The sequence below is a fragment of the Clostridium sp. LBM24168 genome (genome assembly GCF_052953915.1).
This window is the reverse complement of the sequence record NZ_CP196861.1, coordinates 2,359,524-2,379,466: the sequence shown is the minus strand read 5'-3', so window position 1 is coordinate 2,379,466 and position 19,943 is coordinate 2,359,524. Positions and strand designations below refer to the sequence as shown.

Here is a 19,943-nt window from a genome sequence, read left to right as displayed (position 1 = left end):
AAAAAGAAAGGAAGAATTTTTATGAAAGTTGGAAAATTGAATTGGGATGATTTAAAAAATCTTATAAATAATAATAAGACTATATTGAGAGATGATGTTAGAATAAGAGGTGGTGTAGGAGAAGATTGTAGTGTAATTAATTTTGGGGATAGAGAATGTGTTATATCTACAGATCCTATAACTGGTGCAATAAAAAATAGCGGAAAACTAGCTGTGCATATAAACTGCAATGATGTGGCTTCCTGTGGGGTTGAACCCATTGGTATTCTGGTAACTATTCTGGCACCGGAAAACTGTACTTTTGATGATATAAACGCCGTTATGAAAGAGATTGATGATGAAACAAAAAAGTTGAATATAGAGATATTGGGGGGGCATACAGAGGTAACTAAGGCTGTAAACAAAATGGTTATATCCTGTACCGTAATAGGTAAGGGGAAAAGTGGAGCTGCTGTTTCTACATCGGGTGCCAGAGAAGGAGACGATATAGTAGTTACAAAGTATTTGTGTATGGAAGGTACAAGCATCATAGTAAATGATTATGAATCCCAACTAGGTAATTTACTTTCAAAGCAGGAAATAGAAGAAGCTAAATCATATATTGAATACATAAGTGTAGTAAAAGAAGGAATCATATCTGGAAAATTTGGAGTCAATTCAATGCATGATATAACAGAAGGAGGAATTCTTGGAGGGATATGGGAAATAGCTAAAGCCAGCGGTACTGGTTTTAAAATATACATGGATAAAATGCCTATAAGTGAAATAACGAGAAAGTTATGTAATACTTATAACATAGATCCGCTTAGATTGATATCATCAGGAAGTATGCTTATAACAGTCAATAATGGAGAAAATTTAGTTAAGACTTTGGAAAACAGCGGAATCAAATCCTGTATTGTAGGTAAAATTACAAAAAAGAATGGTATACTAGTAAATGGGAAAAATGAAATTGAAGTAGAACCGCCCAAGTGTGATGAATTATTTGTGTTTAAAGAAAAATTTGACAAAAAGTATTATTGATTTCGGAGGTAAAATATGCGAGTTGATGGTAGAAAAAATGACCAGATAAGGCCAATAAAGATAACAAGACATTATACTAAATATGCTGAGGGGTCAGTGCTTATAGAAACTGGTGATACCAAGGTTATATGTACTGCATCTATAGATGATAGAGTTCCGCCATTCTTAAAAGGGAAAAACGAGGGCTGGATTACTAGTGAGTATAATATGCTTCCAAGAGCCACGCAAGTAAGAAAGATAAGAGATATATCAAGAGGGAAAATTGATGGAAGAACTATGGAAATACAGAGATTGATAGGTAGAGCACTTAGATCAGTTGTAGATTTGAAAGCTATTGGAGAAAAAACCATATGGATTGATTGTGATGTAATACAGGCGGATGGGGGGACAAGGACAGCTTCTATATCAGGTGCTTTTGTAGCACTGGTTGATGCTGTAAATAATCTCCATAAGCATAGTCCATTTAAAATATATCCTATTAGAGATTTTGTAAGTGCTGTTAGTGTAGGAATAGTGAATAAGATTAAACTTTTGGATTTATGCTATGTAGAAGATTCAAAGGCTCAAGTTGATATGAATATTGTGATGACAGATACAGGAAAGTTTGTAGAAATACAGGGTACAGGTGAACAAAATCCATTCTCAAGAGAGGATTTGAATGAGTTGCTTGCTATGGGAGAAAAGGGAATAAAAAATATGATTCATGCCCAGAAAGAAAGTTTGAAGATGGATTCTCTATGGATAGGAACGGGTGGAGAGTAATGGGAAAATTGATAGTTGCTAGCAACAATAAAAATAAGATTAGAGAAATAAAACAAATATTTTCTAAATACTGTATTGATGTAATTTCTATGGAACAAGCAGGTATAAATGTAAAAATTATAGAGGATGGAAATACATTTATGGAAAATGCTTATAAAAAGGCCAAACAGATACATGACATATCAGGGGGGACAGTACTTGCAGATGATTCTGGTATTATGGTGAAGGGACTAAATGGCGCACCGGGTATATACTCTGCTAGATTTTGTGGAGAACATGGTAATGACAAAAAGAACAATGAAAAATTGTTGAAGCTGTTGGAAGGAAAAAGTGAAGAGGACAGGAAAGCAAAGTTTATATGTGCAATGGTTGTTATTTTTGAAAATGATATGATATTGAAAGTGATCGAAGAAGTTGAAGGAATAGTAGCTCATAAAGAATTTGGACAAAATAATTTTGGATATGATCCATTGTTTTATGTACCTGAATATAAAATGACATTTGCCCAGATGCCTCCTGAGTTAAAAAACTCAATAAGCCATAGAGCGAAAGCTCTGAAGGCTTTGGCAGATAAAATTAATAACTTCATAAAGGAGGGCTGAGCTTGAGAATAGGGGTAATAAGTGATACACATAGATATATAGCGGTTATTAAAAAAGCAATTGAGGCATTTTATAATCCGGATTTAGTTATTCATTTAGGTGATAATGTGCAGGATGTAAATATTATAGAAAAATTATACAGAGGAAAAATAATCAATGTTAGTGGAAATTGTGATTTTTCAGTAAGTGTACCAAGTGAAAGAGTGGAAATAATAGAAGGCAAAAGATTCTTTATAACTCATGGACATAGATACGATGTTAAACATGGTATATCCAGATTAAAATATAAAGCCATGGAACTAGATGCAGATGTTGTTTTGTTTGGACATACTCATATATCTAAGATAGCTTATGATGATGGAATATGGTTTATCAATCCTGGAAGTCCGTATTTATCCAGAGATGGAGTTAATAGTGTGGCTGTAATAGATGTAAAAAATGGAATGATAATTCCCAGCATAACGAGAATTTAAATTGAAAAAGTCTAAAAAAACAAAAATAGCTATTGACGAATTCAATTATATCGTGTAGAATATTTTATGTTGTTGAGTGTTTGGAAAGCTTTCGTATATTGATACGAAAGATTTATTGATTTCGGGGTGTGGCGCAGATGGGAGCGCGCGTGGTTTGGGACCATGAGGTCGCAGGTTCAATCCCTGTCACCCCGACCATAAATTGATATAAACATTATATATGCGGGTGTAACTCAGTGGTAGAGTGCTAGCCTTCCAAGCTAGTTATGAGGGTTCGATTCCCTTCACCCGCTCCAAGGTATGCGTCTTTAGCTCAGTTGGATAGAGCAACGGCCTTCTAAGCCGTGGGCCGGGGGTTCGAATCCCTTAAGACGCACCATTTAGGCGCCATTAGCTCAGTTGGTAGAGCATCTGACTCTTAATCAGGTTGCCCGGGGTTCGAGTCCCCGATGGCGCACCATTATGTGGTGGACGTAGTTCAGTTGGTAGAGCGCCAGATTGTGGTTCTGGTTGTCGTGGGTTCGAATCCCATCGTCCACCCCAAAGTTGGGGTGTAGCCAAGTGGTAAGGCAATGGACTTTGACTCCATCATTCGTAGGTTCAAATCCTGCCATCCCAGCCAGTTTGGTTCACTAGCTCAGTTGGTAGAGCACATGACTTTTAATCATGTTGTCCGGGGTTCGATTCCCCGGTGAGCCACCAATGATTTATGTACTACTTGAATTATAAGCTGTTTTATGGTAGTATGTCTAAAGTATATACAGATATATTGAGTTTATGTTATAAAATAATTTAGTTAATAATTTAAATTTTTATACATGCAGGTGTGGCGGAATTGGCAGACGCACTAGACTTAGGATCTAGCGCCTATGGCGTGGGGGTTCGACTCCCTTCACCTGCACCATTTATTTAATTAGTATTTTAGATGAGCGGGAGTGGCTCAGTGGTAGAGCGTCACCTTGCCAAGGTGAACGTCGCGAGTTCGAATCTCGTCTTCCGCTCCATTTTGCGGGTGTAACTCAGTGGTAGAGTGCTAGCCTTCCAAGCTAGTTATGAGGGTTCGATTCCCTTCACCCGCTCCAAGGTATGCGTCTTTAGCTCAGTTGGATAGAGCAACGGCCTTCTAAGCCGTGGGCCGGGGGTTCGAATCCCTTAAGACGCACCATTTAGGCGCCATTAGCTCAGTTGGTAGAGCATCTGACTCTTAATCAGGTTGCCCGGGGTTCGAGTCCCCGATGGCGCACCATTATATTCGGGGTGTGGCGCAGATGGGAGCGCGCGTGGTTTGGGACCATGAGGTCGCAGGTTCAATCCCTGTCACCCCGACCATAAATCGATATACACATGTATATACATGCGGGTGTAACTCAGTGGTAGAGTGCTAGCCTTCCAAGCTAGTTATGAGGGTTCGATTCCCTTCACCCGCTCCATTTGTATTTACAGGATAATTTTGAAATTATACTTAGAGCACCCATAGCTCAGTTGGATAGAGTGATGGACTTCGAATCCAGAGGCCGGGAGTTCGAGTCTCCCTGGGTGCACCATAAAGTACTGATAACACTAAATTGTAGTGTTTTTTATTTTGCCTGAAAATAAAATTTGCCCTCTTTTTTGCCCCTTATAGATTTTCAAAAATAAAAGGGAACTATTTTGCCCCCATAAATTTATACAGATCATTTAATTTAGATGCTGCTTTTTTCTTCATGCCTTCCAGTACATGAGTGTAAATATCCAATGTGGTTGATATATTGCTATGACCAAGTAATTCCTGGACTGTTTTTGGTTCTTCACCTAATTCAAATAACCTGGTAGCAAAAGTGTGCCTCAAATCATGAAATTTCCTATCTTGTAATCCCATTTTATTAAGTATTCTTTTAAATCTTTTACGTACATTACTGCTGTCCAAATATTTACCGTGTATGCTGCAGAATACAAAATTATTATCAATATAATCCACAGCTGTGGACTTTTTTCACTGTTATTTTGATTTATGTTCTTCTAATAATTAGAATTATAAAGAAGTTTTAGGAGATGATAATTGCAATTTATTACAACAAGATATATGCGAAACGGATAAAGTTAGTGATTTATATAATATTACTATGTTTCCTAAATCTATCGGAGAATTTAAGGAACAAGAATTTAAAAAAGTTCAAAATATATTTTCTAATACTGAGTTTAAAGAGGGAAAAATATATATAGCGGCATCTTTAAGGGCTAAGAATAATTCTGATATAGAAAGACTATGCGATTTAATTTCTATAATGATTGATACGCATGGATATAAAATAGGTAAAGATACAATATCTAAAATACAATGGGACAACATAGCCATAATAAGCCATATACCCTCATATGAATATGAGGGTATAAATCAATATTTACTTACATTAAAATGAGCAAGGTGATACATTTAAATAAAAAGGTAAAAATTGTTTATCTAACTGTATAAAATTATTAAACAGATGACCAATCTTTAAAATTTCTTATATAGAGGGCAGAGCATTAAGGCTTTCGAAATGAAAGGGTGAGAATTTTGATAATAAGTGCAAGTAGACGAACAGATATTCCTGCTTTTTATAGTAAATGGTTTTTTAATAGAATAAGAGCAGGATATCTATTAGTAAGAAACCCAATAAATATACATCAAATAAGCAAGGTAAGTTTAGAACCTGAAAAAATAGATTGTATAGTTTTTTGGACAAAAAACCCAAGGCCTATGCTAAAAAGACTTGGTGAAATTGAAAATTATAAATATTATTTTCAATTTACTTTAACTTCCTATAGCAGAACTTTAGAAACAAATGTAATAAAGAAGAGTTATCTAATAAAGACGTTTAAAGAATTATCTAATAAAATAGGAAAAGAAAAAGTGATATGGAGATATGATCCTATAATTTTAACAGATATCTTTACTAAACAATATCACTATAAATGCTTTGAGTACCTAGCTGATAAATTGTATAAATACACAGATGAATGTGTTATAAGTTTTTTAGATTTATACAAAAAAACTGAACGTAATATGAAGAACATAAATGTAAAACAATTAGAAAAAGAAGATATGAGAGAAATAGCATATAATTTATCAAATATAGCTACTAAATATAACCTTAAAATGAAATCTTGTTCTGAAGGAATAGATTTAGAAGGATATAATATTGAACATGGTAAATGTATTGATGATAAATTAATATCTAAAGTTATAGATTGCAATTTAAATGTGGAGAAAGATCCAAATCAGAGAGAAGTTTGCGGATGTGTAAAAAGTATAGATATAGGAGAATATAATACATGTAAACACGGATGCTTGTATTGCTATGCTAATTTTAATAAAGAAAGAGTAAAAAAACAAGTTGGATTACATGATAATAAATCTGCATTGCTTATTGGTACTCTTGGAGTTAAGGATAATGTTACAGAACGAAGAATTACTAGCTTTAAATGTAATCAAATTCAGGAAAATTTTTTAAATAATACATGATGCAGTAAGATGGAATAATATTGTAGGGCAGTAGGGGGTTACAAGGCAACTGCTTAACCATTTATGAGAACCTACAAGCTTTTTAACAATGTGAAACTGGTAAGGGTATAGCTCAATTGGTAGAGTAGTGGTCTCCAAAATTATTGGTTCTGTTTTCAACTCCTAATGCCTCTGCCAATACGGGAAACCATAAATATAAAATTCCTATATTTGTGTAACGGCACCTGAGTTAATGTTGTTGTCTTATTCATATTGTTTATAAGATCTTAAAAAATTAAATAAATAGTTAATCAATATGACGTTAAGCTGTAACATAAAACCTATATCATAATAAGTGTCCTAAGGAAATACCTTAGAGGAAACGAAAATAATAGATTTACATACATGGAAAAAAGAAATGGTAATTACCAAACTGGTGTCTGTGGTTGCAGGGCACGATAAAATTAAATGCAACCGCCATTAGACAATAATTTGATAGATCTCCTTTTAATAGACATCCGTTGTTTAGGGTGCTTATTTTGTTTTACATGAAGGGAAATAAGGAAAAATGTAGAATAAAATATATAGAAATGGGGGAGCTATATGCTACAGATAAATAATAAAAGTACGTCAGATTTTAGTATATGTTTTGGTGGAGAAAATGAAATTGAAATAAAAACACTGCTTAGTACGCTTGAGTCAACATTAGAACTAATAAATTATGTTATTAATAAGGACCAAGAAGATGCTTTTATAAAAATAAATGTTAAAGGTACACAAAGGGGAAGTTTTGAAATTGAATTACAAGCTTTAGCTGGAATTGTTCCAACATTGATTACTTCACAGAGTATTAACCTAGCTAAAACTTGTATAGATTCAGTAGTTGGTTTATTAAATATAAAAAAACATTTAAAAGGAGAACCGCCTAAAAGTGTTGATAGTGGTGGTGAGGTTGTGAAAATAGAAAACTGTACTTGTGATAAAATAGAAGTTAATGTAAATACATATAATCTTTATAGTGAAGATAGTGATAGGATGATATCAAAAATATTTTCCAACTGTGATAGAGAATCTTTTGCTATAAAGCAGGATAACGAAAAAAAGATTTTAATTGAAAAACCTGAGTTTGAGAATATGATTAAAGAGGTTTCATTAGATTCAATAACACAAGAAAGGGTTGTAAAAAATATAACTCAAGTGGAGTTATACATTAAAAAGCCTGATTTAACTGGAAATTCACAATGGGAGCTTATATATCCATTGAGAAATAAATCTATTAAAGCGGTTGTAGATGATAGAAATTTTGTAAATAAAATTCACTCTGGTGACATATCAATAAACGCTAAAACGACTATTATAGTAGAATTAGAAATAGAAACTTATTTAGATGAGTTTAATGAGAAAATTAAAGAAGTTTTTAATATAAAAAAAGTAATTCAAGTAAAACAGAGTGGAACAGAACAAATGAGGTTTTAGTTTCTAAAATCATAAATATAAGCAGTCCAGTACCTTGCCTTTTTACATATTGTTGTATATTAGCTAATGTAATTTTGATAAGATGTAATAGTTCACAGAATACTGATAAGAAGCAAGCCAAATAATAAACAAGAAACTACAGCATCAAATACAAGATATTCTGGTATAATTGATTATTTATTGAATACAGGTAAACTTGATATTATTACTGCAGATTTTATAAATGTAGGTAAGATAAGTATGAATGTTTCAGAAGCAAATTTTCAGAATGTATCAGGTAAAGAGAAAAAATATTTTCTATTAGAGTGGTGACAATGTAGAGGTGTCAAGACAGAAGAGCCCGAACAGAGACAAGGCATTTGAGATATACAAAGAGAACGGCGGAAATGTTGAAAACAGAGTGGAATTTATCCACTCTGTTAGTTTTTAATATTGAGTTGATTTTTTAATGCAGATTGTAAAACCTGATAAAAATTAATCTTTTTTTCTTCAGCTATTTTATTTAGCCATGAAGGTATGGTTAAGATTTTTTTAACTGTCTTTTGAAAGAGAAGTGGGGAATATAAATAATGTAGTTGCCATGTAAAATATTATAGCAACTACATTGAATTTAAATATCTTATGTGTTTCTTTTTTATGTTGAAAAAAGAGATATTATTAAAATTGAAATAAATGCAGTAAATAACATAATGAAAATAAAGCCACGAGCAAAAGAAGGGTAAGAAATAATTTTACTTTTAATTTGATAAATTGTCGATATTAAACCTCCAATTATTACGATTAACAGTAGATCCCAATTTGAGGCTATAAGTGTATTGCTTAAATGTAATCCTCTTATGAATCCATCTATAAGAACTGCAAATAACATAAATCTGCCAGCGTAAGCATCTCCTTGATATACAATGTTTTTTGTCCTCTCATCTACAACACCGTAAAAGAGGGTGTTTTTACCTTGTTTGTTATTTCTTTTAAACATTTTATTCCTCCTCTAAATAGAATAGATCTTCAAAATTTTTTTGCAAACACTGTGAAAGAATTAGTGCTAATTTAGCAGTTGGACAGTATTGACCAGTTTCTATGGAACTTATTGTTTGCCGACTTACTCCAGCCATATTTGCAAGCTGTTCTTGAGAAATATTGAGTTCAGCTCGGGCAACTTTTAAATGATTGTTTAATTTTGTCTTATTATTCAAGGTAACACCTCCATCAATTAAACCTCCATCAATTAAACCTCAATTGTAAATTAAATTGCAACTCTTGCGATTCCAGTTTCACATAATCCATACAAAAATAAATATTTATAATATGTGGTTGCATCTTGGATTGCAGAAGATTGGCGATTAGCCAGTCTTTTTATTTGCTAATTGTTATAATTTCATATATCCTTTATTAGTTGACGGCAGAAATGGAGGATATATGTCAAAGTTTTTTATTTATGAAGCGAGATTAGATTTGCAAAAGTACCTAAAGGAAGGCCTTTCATTTAAAGAAATCGCTCGCCGTATGGGAAAAGATCCAACCACTATTTCCAGAGAAGTTCGTAAATACAGTTCTGAAGTAGCAACAGGCTATCCTGGATTTCCATTTAACGCTTGCAAGAATCGCTTTAACTGTAGATTAAAAAGCATTTGTGGAAAGGACTGTAGCAGGAAATCTGTAACCTATTGTAAACTATGCTCTTCCTGTAACACGAACTGCAAAGAGTACATAGAAGAAATATGTACTGCAAAATATCGTGTTCCTTATGTCTGCAATGGCTGTGAAGCCATTGGCAAATGCACTCTCATGAAAAGTATCTATGATGCTGAACATGCTCACATCAAAGCTCACGAGAAGATTTCTAACTCTAGAAGTGGTCTTTGCGTTTCTGAAAATGAAATTAGCAGATTGAATCGTATAATTTCACCACTCATTCAAAATGGGCAGTCTGTCAATCAGATTTACATTAATCATCAGGATGAGTTGATGTGTAGTGAAAAGACCATTTATAACTATATTGATGCCTGTCTTTTTGATATTAGAAATATCGACCTTCCACGAAAAGTAAGATTTCGTGAACGCTATAAAAAGCCGGAGTTCAAGGTGGATAAAGGCTGCCGCATTAGCCGCAACTACAAATATTTTGAAACCTTTATTAACAAGAATACTGATACTGCAATTGTGCAGATGGATTCTGTCATGGGAGTCAAGGGCGGTAAATGTCTTTTAACTATTCACTTTGTTGATTGCAGCCTGATGCTTGCGTCTCTGAGGGATGCCAACACTTCAAAGTCTGTTACTGATGTATTTAATCATCTTGATAAGATACTTGGCCAGGAATTGTTTTCAGAGTTATTTCCTGTCATTCTTACAGACAACGGGAGTGAGTTTTCCAACCCAAAAGCCATTGAATATCGGGATAAATTTCCATTTTTGCGTACACATATATTTTATTGCGATGCAGGTAGTCCTTATCAAAAAGGTGCTATCGAAGTAAACCATGAATTGATTCGTCGGGTTCTTCCAAAAGGTAGTAGCTTTAATGACCTTACACAGGATGATATCAATCTGATGATGAATCATATTAATTCCTACAAAAGAAAAAAGCTGAATAAACGCAGTCCGTACGAAACATTCAGCTTTTACCACGGAGAAGAGGTTTTGCATAAATTTGGATGTTATCCGGTTGCCGCCGGAGATATCATGCTAAAACCAGCTCTTCTTAAAAAGTAACCTTTAAATAATCAGTGCCGCCAACCTATTATCTGACCAAAGATTCAGGGGTGGATTCTCCGATTACAAAAAAATCGAGAGGGAGTTGACCTCCATTTGGCATGCTTATTTTTCACAATCATACACCAGAAATGAAGAGAAATCAAACAGCATTTGAATTACAAATGTGGCTCTTCGCTTACAAAACTGGACTTTAGGTTACAAAAACTGCGTTTCATTTACAAGGATTAAGTTTTAAATTACAAACATAGTTTTTCGTTTTACAAAGTGGCATCTCATCTTTCAATTAAACCTCCATCAATTAAATGGTATCATGAAGAAATATATATGTCAAGTATACTTGTCATAATGACAAGTATACTTATATTTAGTCTATCTATGATAATGGAGCTATTTTGGATAATCCATTGATATTACTAGATTTGTAATCTGTTTTAAGGTAAAATTAATATAAAGATAATGAGTATTATTCCTGTGGCTTTTGTTTTTAGAATAAAGTATGAAAAAGAACATTGCCATAACAATAGCTGCTAAGTATGTGGCTTCTGAAAGTATAAACAGAATCGGAGGGCATTTAGAATTATAGAAAATGAAACTTTTTGTAAATATATAGAGGAATTCTCCTTTTAATGTAGAATTATCCATAAAAAGGGGAGTGATTTATTTTGCCAAAATGTGTATATTGTGGAGGGCAATTAACAAAAATAAATAGAGCAAACGGTAAAGATGCTTTATTTGTATGTGAAAACTCAAATTGTGTAACTGTATACCATAGCTATGATTGTCCGAACTGTGGAGGAAGTCCAATTGATGTTATAATGTTAAAAGGGAAAAGTGTTATTTTAAAATGTGAAAGAGGACATGTGTGGGTTGCTAAACAGAAATGTTGAGGAGTTTTGCCCTCAAAGAAAAATATGGTAACATTAAATAAGCATTTATTTTGAAATTAGAGGAGAATTATCATTGGAAATATTTAAATCAATATTTTATTTTGTATTAGCAGGAATATTTGAAATAGGCGGAGGTTACCTTGTATGGTTATGGATGAGAGATGGTAAAAGTATATTGTTTGGTTTGGCAGGGGCTGTAAGTTTAATAATCTATGGAGTAATACCAACATTACAACCTCCAGGCTACAATTTCGGAAGAGTGTATGCAGCCTATGGAGGTATTTTTATTGTTCTCTCAATCTTATGGGGATGGAAAATAGATAATGTAATACCAGACAAATTTGATTTGATTGGAGGAGTAATTGCTTTAATCGGTGTATTAGTAATTATGTATGCTCCAAGAAGATAAAATTATATTCTATTTTTTCCACCCCATTCACACATCATATTAATGACTGGAATTAGAGATTTACCTCTTTCGGATAAAGAATATTCAACCTTTGTAGGAATTTGAGGATATTCAGTTCGTACAATCAATTTGTCTGATTCCAGCTCTTTTAAGTTGATGCTTAGAGTTTTGTGTGAAATTGTACCAATGCATCTTTTTAATTCATTATATCGAATTACTGGTTTGTATTCAGCAAGCCAATATAAAATAATCATTTTGTATTTGCCACCAATCAGTGATAAAGTATAACCAAAATTTGTGTCTTTGATATTAATACCAGTCGGACTACAATCTTCTATTGTCATATAATACTCTCCTTTATGTTAGTATATAACCAAAATGTACGTACTTCATTTTTTATCTATTGTATTATATAATTTAGTAAAATTCAATGAAAATTAAAGTACAAAATTTAGAGAGGTAAATTATGAAAAAGAATATTTTGGTTTTAACAGTAAGCCCCAGAAAGGGAGGAAACAGCGATTTAATGGCAGACTCTTTTATAGAAGGAGCTATTAAATCAGGGCATAAAGTAACTAAATATGAAACTGCGGATAAACATATAGAGGGATGTAGAGCTTGTGATACTTGCTTTAGCAATGGTGTAGCCTGTTCATTTCAAGATGATTTTAATGAGCTGGCGTCGTTGTTAGAAAAGACTGACTTAATTGTATTTGCAACACCCCTTTACTTGTACACGTTTCCTACCAAAATAAAGGCTGCTATTGATAAATTATATTCTTTTATTGTAGGTCAAAGACCTTTGAAAATAAAAGATTGTATGCTATTGGTGTGTGGTGAGGAAAAGGATGAGAAAAAATTTGATGGAATTGTTAAATCCTATGAACTTATTGCTGTTAATAGAGGTTGGAATGACATAGGAAAATTGATTGTTCCTGGTGTAATTGATAAAGGGGACATTAAAAATACCGATGCGTTAGAAAAAGCAAGGGAATTAGGATTAAGCCTATAGAACCTTAATCAAATATAGAATTCTGATGAACAGGAGAAGGAAAAATGCTATGAGAAGTGAAAAAGAAAAAATGCTATCAGGTAATTTTTACCATGATGGTGATGAAGAGCTAACTAAAGAAAGAGAGTACGCAGGAAATTTAATTTTTGAATTTAATCATTCAAGACCAAGTGAAAAAGACAAAAGGCGAAAAGTCTTGAAACAGCTTATTACTGCTAAGGGCTTGTTTTATATTGAAGTACCTTTTTATTATGATTATGGCTATAATATTGAAGTTGGTGAAAATTTTTATGCTAATTATGGTTGTACTATACTTGATGTTAATAAGGTAAAAATTGGAGACAACGTAATGCTAGCGCCAAATGTTCAAATTTACACTGCTACTCACCCAACCAATCCTACTGAAAGAATTGCCGGTAGAGAATTTGCTAAACCAATTATTATAGGAAATAATGTTTGGATTGGTGGTGGAGCAATAATATGTCCGGGAGTAAAAATAGGAGATAATGTGACTATAGGGGCAGGTAGTGTGGTAACTAAAGATATACCATGTAATGTAATTGCGGCAGGAAATCCATGCAGGGTTATTAAAAATATTTAATCTTACGTATGTTTAAGAGTTCCAGAGAAATCTGAAGCTCTTTTTTAATAGATAAGAGGATGAATGATCATTCTGACAGGCTGAAAAAGATAGAAAATCAGAATATGAGTACTGCCAAGGATGTTCAAAACTTTAAGGATACCTTTGAGAATATAAAAGAACTGATAGAAAAAATGACAATACAATTGGAAAATTTGAAAGAAAATCCGGCTAAGATATATTGCCAAAATACAGCGGGATCTTGCAGCTGCACAGAATGAAAATGTGCAGCTGAAGCAGACTATTGCTAGTATACAGAATACTAATAGATAGATTTTATTTTTATAATTATTCTTTAGGTAATTTTTTAACCAATATCTTGTTTATTCTTTTCCTGTCACATTTTAGTATGATAAAATTATAGTCATTATAAGTGATATTATCATTTATTTTTGGATATGATTTTAATCGTGAATAAATCCATCCACCAATAGTATCAATATTTTCAGCTTCAATATCTAGATTTAACAGTTCGTTGATATCTTCTATTGGAACTTTTCCATTAATAATATAGTTATTATCGTTAGTTTTATTTATTTCATTTTCATCTTTATCAAATTCATCTTGTATTTCACCAACAATTTCTTCCAGTACATCCTCAATAGTTACTAATCCAGATGTACCTCCAAATTCATCAATAACTATAGCCATCTGTGATTTTTCACTTTTAAATATTTTTAATAAATTACCTATTGGCATGAATTCCGGGATAAATTTAACTTCTCGAATAATATTTTCAATATTTTTATCATTACCTTCAATCTTTTGCTTATATAAGTCTTTAATATGTATAAAGCCAATAATATTATCTTTATTGCCTTCACATACTGGATATCTGGTTAGATGCTTTTTTAAAGTAAATGATATAATATCATCAAATGAATCTTCTATAAATATACATACCATGTCAGTACGAGGCATCATTATTTCTTTTACATCCTTATCTGAAAAATCAAATATATTATCAACAAATGTTAGCTCAGTTTTATCAATTAAACCGTGCTTGTAACTGTCTTTAGCTAGTAGCTTTATTTCCTCATCAGTATGAGCTGCCTCATGCTCGTCATTTTGTGAAATTCCAAATATTTTCAAGACTAGATTGGTACTATGGTTAAAAATCCACATTATAGGATATGTTAGCTTATAAAACATTATAAGTGGAAATGCTGTATACATAGCTATTTTTTCTGTATTTATAATTGCTAATGATTTAGGTGCTAGTTCACCAAGTACAATATGAAATGCTGTTATAATTGAAAATCCTAAAATAAATGAAATAGAGTATATAGCGCTTTCTGGCATATTAAATAAATTAAATATTGGTATTAAAATATGTGAGACAGTAGGTTCTCCAATCCATCCCAAGCCTAAGGAGGCTAAAGTTATTCCTAGCTGACATGCAGATAAATATAAATTTAGATTTTTAATAACTACTAAAACATACTTGGCACTTTTGTTTCCTTTAAGAGATAATGTTTCTATTCTAGATTTTCTAACTTTTACCATAACAAATTCCGTAGCCACAAAAAAAGCATTCATAAAAATCAGTAAAAATACAATAATAGTATTTATTAAAATATTCATATATTCTTACCCCATTTTAATATTATTGTATTTATTTTTTTATGTGGCAAAGATGATTTTGAAAATATAAGAAAATTATTTATATATGACCCAATATAACTTAAGATATCTTGCGATGTTGTAATATTGGTATGCGCCGGGTCGGGCTCTGATTGCATTAAATATTCCTCCTTAAAATATAAAAAATTTTTTATTTATAATATAAATATATTATCATATGATTAAAACTTTTACTATAAAAGATTTATGTCATAAATGCCATTAAAAAGTTTAGCCGCATTCTACCTTGAAATAGAATATATGTTTGCATGTAATAGTATTACTTGGAATATGGGAGGCATAGATAAAAAATATATGATGAAGAAGTTCAAGCAAGTACTGCAGGTGAGAAACTTTAATACGTGTAGCAGATAAATCATTTGATGAAAAGTGGCAGAATAGAATATAAAAGGTGACATTAAAATGAATGTCATCTTTTTTAATTTTAAATATATCTTAGAATTATTTATAGAAATATTTAGCTAAATGGTAACAAGGGATACGTATTTTTACTATCAATAGATTTATACTATAACTAAGAGGTCTAAAGGAGGTAAGAATATGAGCCACTTAATTAAAAATATAGAAATTTCAAAAGTACTTAATTTACAGAGCTTAATATCATATCAAGAAGGCCAGGTTATAAGTAGAACTATTGCCCAAATACCCTCTGCAAATATTACATTATTTTCATTGGATAAAGGTGAAGGCATCAGTACTCATGTAACTTCAGGAGATGCCATGGTTCAAATATTAGATGGTATAGCTGAAATTACAGTAGGTGATAATGTTTTTAATGTTAAAACTGGTGAAACAATAATTATGCCTTCTAATATTCCTCACGGGCTTGAAGCTCGTGAAAGATTTAAAATGCTTTTAACGGTTATAAAATATTAGAAAATAAATAATAATTTTGATGGGGGTGATCTTAATGGATGTGAAAAGTTTTAAAAGACAGCATAGTGAAATTATGCAGTTAGCTACCTATATATTAAATAATATTGAAGGTCATACTATAGAGCAAAATATACATGAAGTTGTAAAAAGTATAAATACTATTAATGGTAAGCTTAAAATACATTTATTAAATGAAGATAAATATTTGTATCCACAAATTTTAAAAAGTTCGGATGTAAGATTAAGTACATTTAGTAAAAAATATTATGAAGAAATGAAAGAGATTACTAAAGTATATGAGAGTTATAAATTAAAGTACAATACTGCTAGTAAAATCAAAAAAAATATAGATAAATTTAATAAAGAGACAAAACAAGTGTTTGAGTTATTGGCCAATAGAGTGAATAAGGAAGAAAAAGAATTGTATCCTCAGGGTTAATCAGGGCTATCAATGAGAAATATGTATAAATAAAAAATCACTAATCATGTAATGGTACCTGATTTAATGCTTGGAGCCACTTATTTAACCTGTAATTAATGCATACTTAACAGTGTAAAGCTAAAATAAAACAAAAGTAAAACCCAGATAATTTACCATAATAATCCTCAATATATAAAATAAGCATTTTGAGATATTTACTCGGATGCTTATTTTGTTTATTTGTAAAATGGACACATTTAGTTACAGACAATGTTGCTCTTGAATTTAAAATGTAAAAAAGAACAGATGAGGACTTCTAAATAGAAGTATTAAGAACTTATGTAGGATATCCTAAAAACTCTTTTTTGTTTTGCTTTAAAATATGATAATATTAAATAAATGTAGCAAAGCAATAATTTTTATAATATAACTTTTTAGCATTGTTTATCCATCATAAAAGAGGAGCCAGACAGGTTATGGTATTGAGCTTTTTCCAGAATGCATGTATTTTGATAGCATTTATGAGTCTTTTTCAGCATTTTTACATAGATAAAGTTATTTCACAGAAATTATCTTTAAATAGCAAAATTGTTTTAGGGCTTTTTAATGCTATATTAGGTATAGTACTAATGATAAATAGCGTACAGATTACCTATGACAAAATTATCGACTTTCGGTATATACCAATTTTATTATCTTCTCTTTACGGTGGATTTCTATGTTCAATTGTTACTTCAATCATTATAGGTATTTTTCGATTTTTATTTCTGGGAGTTTCTAGTACGTCAATATTTGGATTAATAGCTGCTTTCCTGGTAGGAATTGGATTTGGACTTATTGCTCTATTAAAATTATCTAAAAAAATCAAATATATCTATTCCATGGTTTATTTTGTTGTAGTATTATTTATCTTGACGTTAGCAACAATGCAAAATGTAAGGATGATTATTAAAACACTTTCAATATTTTTCCCTGGATATTTAGTAGTATCCTATATTTCGATTAAATATGCAGACTGCATAATGGAAACAGCTGCAATGTACCGAAAACTGGAAAATGAAGCAGCAAAAGACTATTTGACTGGTTTAAATAATGTGAGACAATTTAATAAGAAATTTAATAGTATTTCTCAGCTAGCTATTCATAAAGAAGAAGACTTGTCCTTACTTCTTATAGATATTGATTTTTTTAAAGAAATTAATGATACCTATGGGCATGACATAGGAGATAGCGTATTAAAGGATTTAGCACATATTTTTCTTGACACATGTAGAACTTATGATGTTGTATCTCGAAATGGTGGAGAAGAATTTTCTATATTATTGTTAGATTGTCCAGCGTCTAAGGCCGTTAAAATAGCAGAAAAATTGAGAAAGAATGTTGAAAAGAATGATTTTTACATTCTAGGTAATAAAACTATAAATATTACTATTTCAATTGGAATATCATCGTATCCAGAGCTGACAAAACAAGTTAGTAGTTTGCTTAAAAGCGCTGATATTGCTTTATATCAGGCTAAAAGCAACGGAAGAAATAAAGTTGCATTATTTAATGAAGAGAAAATTTTGTAATGTGAAATGTGATATTAAAAGTTTCTGAGAAATCCGAAGTTCAGGCACTTATTTATAAAGATTAACTACATTTAATGCATAGAACCTGCAGACGTTAAACAACTTAAAATGGAGTTGATCTAATAATGAATCAAAAATTAAAGATTAATATAATGGCATTATTTACTGTATTTCTTTGGGCATCTGCTTTTCCATTGACTAAAGTAGCCATGATGCACTATACCCCAAATTCACTGGGCTTTATCCGATGTAGCGTGGCTTCAATTTTTTTGATTGTCATCGGTATATTCAATCATATCCGTAAACCACAGAATAAGGATATTTTCTGGTTCTTTCTATCCGGTGGCTTAGGCTTTACCTTGTATATGATTACTTTTAACACCGGAATACAAACGCTGACCTCTGCAACCTCCAGCATCATTATTGCAACTACTCCCATTATGACTGCAGTGGTTGCATCTAGATTTTATGGAGAGAAGATTAAAAAGCTTGGCTGGCTTGCAATCATGCTGGCTTTTGTAGGTGTCCTAATTCTTATATTATGGGACGGTGTATTTTCTATTAATATTGGACTAGTTTGGACAATTGGTGCTGCTATTGTTTTTTGTGGCTATAATATTTTAAATAGAAAGCTTTTTTCCATAGGTTATACAGCCTTAGAAATTGTTACATACAGTATGATTTGTGGTACTATTTTGCTGACAATTTTCTCCATGCAGGGAGTAGCTCAGACAATAACTGCTGAACCAGAGAATATCATATCAGTCATATATCTCGGTGCAATGCCTAGTGCGATTGCCTACTTTCTTTGGGGAAAAGCTATATCTTTGGCTGATAAAACAAGTGAAGTAACTAATTTCATGTTTGTTACTCCATTACTTTCCACTGTGTTGGGATTCATTTTGTTGAAAGAAATGCCCAATATTGGTACCTTCATCGGTGGAACCATTATAATTTTAAGTATTTTTTTATTTAATTTAAAAAGTAATTAAGAAAATATATAAATTATGTATGATGCTTAATTACCACTGTGTATTGGCTTATATTTAAGTGTGATAAAAAACATAATATATCGTTGGAATATTGAAATATATGTTATAATACTAAGTATTATGTTGAATGTAATACACAGGAGGATACAGAATGATAGGCGTAATTGTTAATACCATGACTGTTATAATAGGTAGCATTATCGGTTTGTTGTTTAAAAAAGGAATTCCTAGAAGGATTACTGAACCGGTTATGGTTGGAATAGGTTTATGTACTGTTTATATTGGAATATCCGGAACACTAAAGGGTAAAAATACTCTAGTACTTATAATATCTATTGTTATAGGTACTATTATAGGAACATGGATTGATATTGACAAAAGGATAACAATTTTGGGGAAATGGATTGAAAAACACTTTAAAACATCTTCTGATAACACCATTTCAGTTGCTGAAGGTTTTGTTACAGCAAGCCTTTTATTTTGTATAGGTGCAATGACTATTGTAGGTTCACTAAATGCAGGGCTTACTGGGGATAATACAATGCTTTTTACAAAATCTGTACTTGATTTGATATCGTCTACAATACTGTCTGTAAGTTTTGGTATCGGTGTATTATTTTCTGCTTCTTTTGTTTTCTTATTTCAGGGTGCAATTGTTTTACTGGCACAGTTTTTACAGCCAATTCTAACTAACTCAGCTATTGAAGAGATTACTTGTACAGGCTCTCTGATGATCATAGCACTTGGATTAAATATAATTGGTGTTACTAAAATTAAGGTAGCAAATTATTTACCTGCAATTATTGTGACTCCTATTTTATGTTGGATGGCAGCATTAATATTAAAGTAAGTGATGATAGTATATTAGTAGCAAATCAAATGAAAAATATAATGCTATTTGTTCAATTAATAGGTAAAAAAGGCAGAGAGTTTTTAAATTTTCTGCCTTTAATATATTTATACTATTCTGTTATTTA

The 19,943-nt window shown here is 31.7% G+C and carries 24 protein-coding genes, 15 tRNA genes and 1 pseudogene; 35 read left to right on the top strand and 5 right to left on the bottom strand.

What is annotated here, in order from left to right:
* Positions 1 to 21: 21 nt before the first annotated feature.
* The 19 genes from ACSVC9_RS11865 (at position 22) to ACSVC9_RS11775 (ending at position 4,404) form a co-directional block, all read left to right on the top strand.
* Positions 22 to 1,023 carry an AIR synthase family protein gene (locus ACSVC9_RS11865; protein ID WP_446897680.1) on the top strand — a complete coding sequence of 334 codons (1,002 nt, stop codon included), beginning with the start codon at positions 22 to 24 and terminating at the stop codon, positions 1,021 to 1,023.
* 15 nt (positions 1,024 to 1,038) lie between these two features.
* Positions 1,039 to 1,785, top strand: a complete 747-nt coding sequence (gene rph, locus ACSVC9_RS11860) for a ribonuclease PH (protein ID WP_446897679.1) — start codon at positions 1,039 to 1,041, stop codon at positions 1,783 to 1,785.
* Complete coding sequence (locus ACSVC9_RS11855; protein WP_446897678.1) at positions 1,785 to 2,387, top strand: XTP/dITP diphosphatase; 603 nt, start codon at positions 1,785 to 1,787, stop codon at positions 2,385 to 2,387. The genes rph and ACSVC9_RS11855 overlap by 1 nt, the downstream gene beginning before the upstream one ends.
* A gap of 2 nt (positions 2,388 to 2,389) precedes the next feature.
* Complete coding sequence (locus ACSVC9_RS11850; protein WP_446897677.1) at positions 2,390 to 2,860, top strand: metallophosphoesterase; 471 nt, start codon at positions 2,390 to 2,392, stop codon at positions 2,858 to 2,860.
* 122 nt (positions 2,861 to 2,982) lie between these two features.
* Positions 2,983 to 3,058 (top strand) — tRNA-Pro (locus ACSVC9_RS11845).
* Between the two features lie 24 nt (positions 3,059 to 3,082).
* Positions 3,083 to 3,156 (top strand) — tRNA-Gly (locus ACSVC9_RS11840).
* Between the two features lie 6 nt (positions 3,157 to 3,162).
* A tRNA-Arg gene (locus ACSVC9_RS11835) sits at positions 3,163 to 3,239 on the top strand.
* Between the two features lie 5 nt (positions 3,240 to 3,244).
* A tRNA-Lys gene (locus ACSVC9_RS11830) sits at positions 3,245 to 3,320 on the top strand.
* 7 nt (positions 3,321 to 3,327) lie between these two features.
* Positions 3,328 to 3,403: transfer RNA gene (locus ACSVC9_RS11825), tRNA-His, on the top strand.
* A gap of 4 nt (positions 3,404 to 3,407) precedes the next feature.
* Positions 3,408 to 3,482, top strand: a tRNA-Gln gene (locus ACSVC9_RS11820).
* Between the two features lie 4 nt (positions 3,483 to 3,486).
* Positions 3,487 to 3,562 (top strand) — tRNA-Lys (locus tag ACSVC9_RS11815).
* Positions 3,563 to 3,680: 118 nt separating this feature from the next.
* A tRNA-Leu gene (locus tag ACSVC9_RS11810) sits at positions 3,681 to 3,764 on the top strand.
* Between the two features lie 25 nt (positions 3,765 to 3,789).
* Positions 3,790 to 3,864 (top strand) — tRNA-Gly (locus tag ACSVC9_RS11805).
* Positions 3,865 to 3,868: 4 nt separating this feature from the next.
* A tRNA-Gly gene (locus ACSVC9_RS11800) sits at positions 3,869 to 3,942 on the top strand.
* Positions 3,943 to 3,948: 6 nt separating this feature from the next.
* Positions 3,949 to 4,025 (top strand) — tRNA-Arg (locus ACSVC9_RS11795).
* Positions 4,026 to 4,030: 5 nt separating this feature from the next.
* A tRNA-Lys gene (locus tag ACSVC9_RS11790) sits at positions 4,031 to 4,106 on the top strand.
* Positions 4,107 to 4,113: 7 nt separating this feature from the next.
* Positions 4,114 to 4,189, top strand: a tRNA-Pro gene (locus tag ACSVC9_RS11785).
* Between the two features lie 27 nt (positions 4,190 to 4,216).
* A tRNA-Gly gene (locus tag ACSVC9_RS11780) sits at positions 4,217 to 4,290 on the top strand.
* Between the two features lie 37 nt (positions 4,291 to 4,327).
* Positions 4,328 to 4,404, top strand: a tRNA-Arg gene (locus tag ACSVC9_RS11775).
* A 101-nt stretch (positions 4,405 to 4,505) separates the two neighbouring features.
* Here the strand turns inward: ACSVC9_RS11775 and ACSVC9_RS11770 are convergent.
* A pseudogene (locus ACSVC9_RS11770) lies at positions 4,506 to 4,811 on the bottom strand (tyrosine-type recombinase/integrase); the annotation flags it as partial.
* Positions 4,812 to 4,962: 151 nt separating this feature from the next.
* Between ACSVC9_RS11770 and ACSVC9_RS11765 the strand changes: the two are divergent.
* From ACSVC9_RS11765 to ACSVC9_RS11745, 5 genes are all read left to right on the top strand, one after another.
* Complete coding sequence (locus ACSVC9_RS11765; RefSeq protein WP_446897676.1) at positions 4,963 to 5,259, top strand: hypothetical protein; 297 nt, start codon at positions 4,963 to 4,965, stop codon at positions 5,257 to 5,259.
* A gap of 137 nt (positions 5,260 to 5,396) precedes the next feature.
* Positions 5,397 to 6,344: a DUF1848 domain-containing protein gene (locus tag ACSVC9_RS11760; RefSeq protein WP_446897675.1), complete on the top strand. Its 948-nt coding sequence runs from the start codon at positions 5,397 to 5,399 to the stop codon at positions 6,342 to 6,344.
* Positions 6,345 to 6,926: 582 nt separating this feature from the next.
* A complete protein-coding gene (locus tag ACSVC9_RS11755) occupies positions 6,927 to 7,799 on the top strand; it encodes a hypothetical protein (RefSeq protein WP_446897674.1) in 873 nt (290 codons plus the stop codon).
* A 180-nt stretch (positions 7,800 to 7,979) separates the two neighbouring features.
* The gene (locus ACSVC9_RS11750; RefSeq protein ID WP_446897673.1) at positions 7,980 to 8,111 is read left to right on the top strand and encodes a hypothetical protein; all 132 of its coding nucleotides are present in this window, start codon (positions 7,980 to 7,982) and stop codon (positions 8,109 to 8,111) included.
* A 10-nt stretch (positions 8,112 to 8,121) separates the two neighbouring features.
* Entirely contained in the window at positions 8,122 to 8,229 is a 108-nt protein-coding gene (locus tag ACSVC9_RS11745; RefSeq protein ID WP_446897672.1) for a phage terminase small subunit-related protein, read from the top strand.
* Positions 8,230 to 8,433: 204 nt separating this feature from the next.
* On the opposite strand, the gene ACSVC9_RS11740 is transcribed toward ACSVC9_RS11745, so the two are convergent.
* Positions 8,434 to 8,775, bottom strand: a complete 342-nt coding sequence (locus ACSVC9_RS11740; protein ID WP_446897671.1) for a hypothetical protein — start codon at positions 8,773 to 8,775, stop codon at positions 8,434 to 8,436.
* A gap of 1 nt (position 8,776) precedes the next feature.
* Entirely contained in the window at positions 8,777 to 8,992 is a 216-nt protein-coding gene (locus tag ACSVC9_RS11735; RefSeq protein ID WP_446897670.1) for a helix-turn-helix transcriptional regulator, read from the bottom strand.
* Between the two features lie 223 nt (positions 8,993 to 9,215).
* On the opposite strand from ACSVC9_RS11735, the gene ACSVC9_RS11730 reads away from it, so the two are divergent.
* From ACSVC9_RS11730 to ACSVC9_RS11720, 3 genes are all read left to right on the top strand, one after another.
* On the top strand, positions 9,216 to 10,511 hold the full coding sequence (locus tag ACSVC9_RS11730) for an IS30 family transposase (protein WP_446897669.1): 1,296 nt from the start codon (positions 9,216 to 9,218) through the stop codon (positions 10,509 to 10,511).
* A gap of 665 nt (positions 10,512 to 11,176) precedes the next feature.
* Positions 11,177 to 11,401, top strand: a complete 225-nt coding sequence (locus ACSVC9_RS11725) for a hypothetical protein (RefSeq protein WP_446897668.1) — start codon at positions 11,177 to 11,179, stop codon at positions 11,399 to 11,401.
* 73 nt (positions 11,402 to 11,474) lie between these two features.
* The gene (locus tag ACSVC9_RS11720) at positions 11,475 to 11,810 is read left to right on the top strand and encodes a YnfA family protein (RefSeq protein ID WP_446897667.1); all 336 of its coding nucleotides are present in this window, start codon (positions 11,475 to 11,477) and stop codon (positions 11,808 to 11,810) included.
* Between the two features lie 2 nt (positions 11,811 to 11,812).
* Here the strand turns inward: ACSVC9_RS11720 and ACSVC9_RS11715 are convergent, their stop codons facing one another.
* Positions 11,813 to 12,154 carry a winged helix-turn-helix transcriptional regulator gene (locus ACSVC9_RS11715; protein WP_446897666.1) on the bottom strand — a complete coding sequence of 114 codons (342 nt, stop codon included), beginning with the start codon at positions 12,152 to 12,154 and terminating at the stop codon, positions 11,813 to 11,815.
* A 122-nt stretch (positions 12,155 to 12,276) separates the two neighbouring features.
* Between ACSVC9_RS11715 and ACSVC9_RS11710 the strand changes: the two genes are divergently transcribed.
* The 3 genes from ACSVC9_RS11710 to ACSVC9_RS11700 are packed head-to-tail and all read left to right on the top strand — an operon-like array spanning position 12,277 to position 13,683.
* Positions 12,277 to 12,822 (top strand): flavodoxin family protein, encoded by a 546-nt coding sequence (locus tag ACSVC9_RS11710; protein WP_446897665.1) that lies wholly within the window; start codon positions 12,277 to 12,279, stop codon positions 12,820 to 12,822.
* A gap of 49 nt (positions 12,823 to 12,871) precedes the next feature.
* Positions 12,872 to 13,423, top strand: a complete 552-nt coding sequence (locus tag ACSVC9_RS11705) for a sugar O-acetyltransferase (RefSeq protein ID WP_446897664.1) — start codon at positions 12,872 to 12,874, stop codon at positions 13,421 to 13,423.
* 59 nt (positions 13,424 to 13,482) lie between these two features.
* Positions 13,483 to 13,683 (top strand): hypothetical protein, encoded by a 201-nt coding sequence (locus ACSVC9_RS11700; RefSeq protein ID WP_446897663.1) that lies wholly within the window; start codon positions 13,483 to 13,485, stop codon positions 13,681 to 13,683.
* Between the two features lie 67 nt (positions 13,684 to 13,750).
* Here the strand turns inward: ACSVC9_RS11700 and ACSVC9_RS11695 are convergent, their stop codons facing one another.
* On the bottom strand, positions 13,751 to 15,046 hold the full coding sequence (locus tag ACSVC9_RS11695; RefSeq protein ID WP_446897662.1) for a hemolysin family protein: 1,296 nt from the start codon (positions 15,044 to 15,046) through the stop codon (positions 13,751 to 13,753).
* A gap of 600 nt (positions 15,047 to 15,646) precedes the next feature.
* On the opposite strand from ACSVC9_RS11695, the gene ACSVC9_RS11690 reads away from it, so the two are divergent.
* The 5 genes from ACSVC9_RS11690 (at position 15,647) to ACSVC9_RS11670 (ending at position 19,816) form a co-directional block, all read left to right on the top strand.
* On the top strand, positions 15,647 to 15,982 hold the full coding sequence (locus ACSVC9_RS11690) for a cupin domain-containing protein (RefSeq protein WP_446897661.1): 336 nt from the start codon (positions 15,647 to 15,649) through the stop codon (positions 15,980 to 15,982).
* A 34-nt stretch (positions 15,983 to 16,016) separates the two neighbouring features.
* Positions 16,017 to 16,421 carry a hemerythrin domain-containing protein gene (locus ACSVC9_RS11685; protein ID WP_446897660.1) on the top strand — a complete coding sequence of 135 codons (405 nt, stop codon included), beginning with the start codon at positions 16,017 to 16,019 and terminating at the stop codon, positions 16,419 to 16,421.
* Positions 16,422 to 16,912: 491 nt separating this feature from the next.
* Positions 16,913 to 17,974: a GGDEF domain-containing protein gene (locus tag ACSVC9_RS11680; protein ID WP_446897659.1), complete on the top strand. Its 1,062-nt coding sequence runs from the start codon at positions 16,913 to 16,915 to the stop codon at positions 17,972 to 17,974.
* A 125-nt stretch (positions 17,975 to 18,099) separates the two neighbouring features.
* Positions 18,100 to 18,966: a DMT family transporter gene (locus ACSVC9_RS11675; RefSeq protein WP_446897658.1), complete on the top strand. Its 867-nt coding sequence runs from the start codon at positions 18,100 to 18,102 to the stop codon at positions 18,964 to 18,966.
* Between the two features lie 151 nt (positions 18,967 to 19,117).
* Positions 19,118 to 19,816 carry a DUF554 domain-containing protein gene (locus tag ACSVC9_RS11670; RefSeq protein ID WP_446897657.1) on the top strand — a complete coding sequence of 233 codons (699 nt, stop codon included), beginning with the start codon at positions 19,118 to 19,120 and terminating at the stop codon, positions 19,814 to 19,816.
* The last annotated feature ends 127 nt before the right edge of the window (positions 19,817 to 19,943 follow it).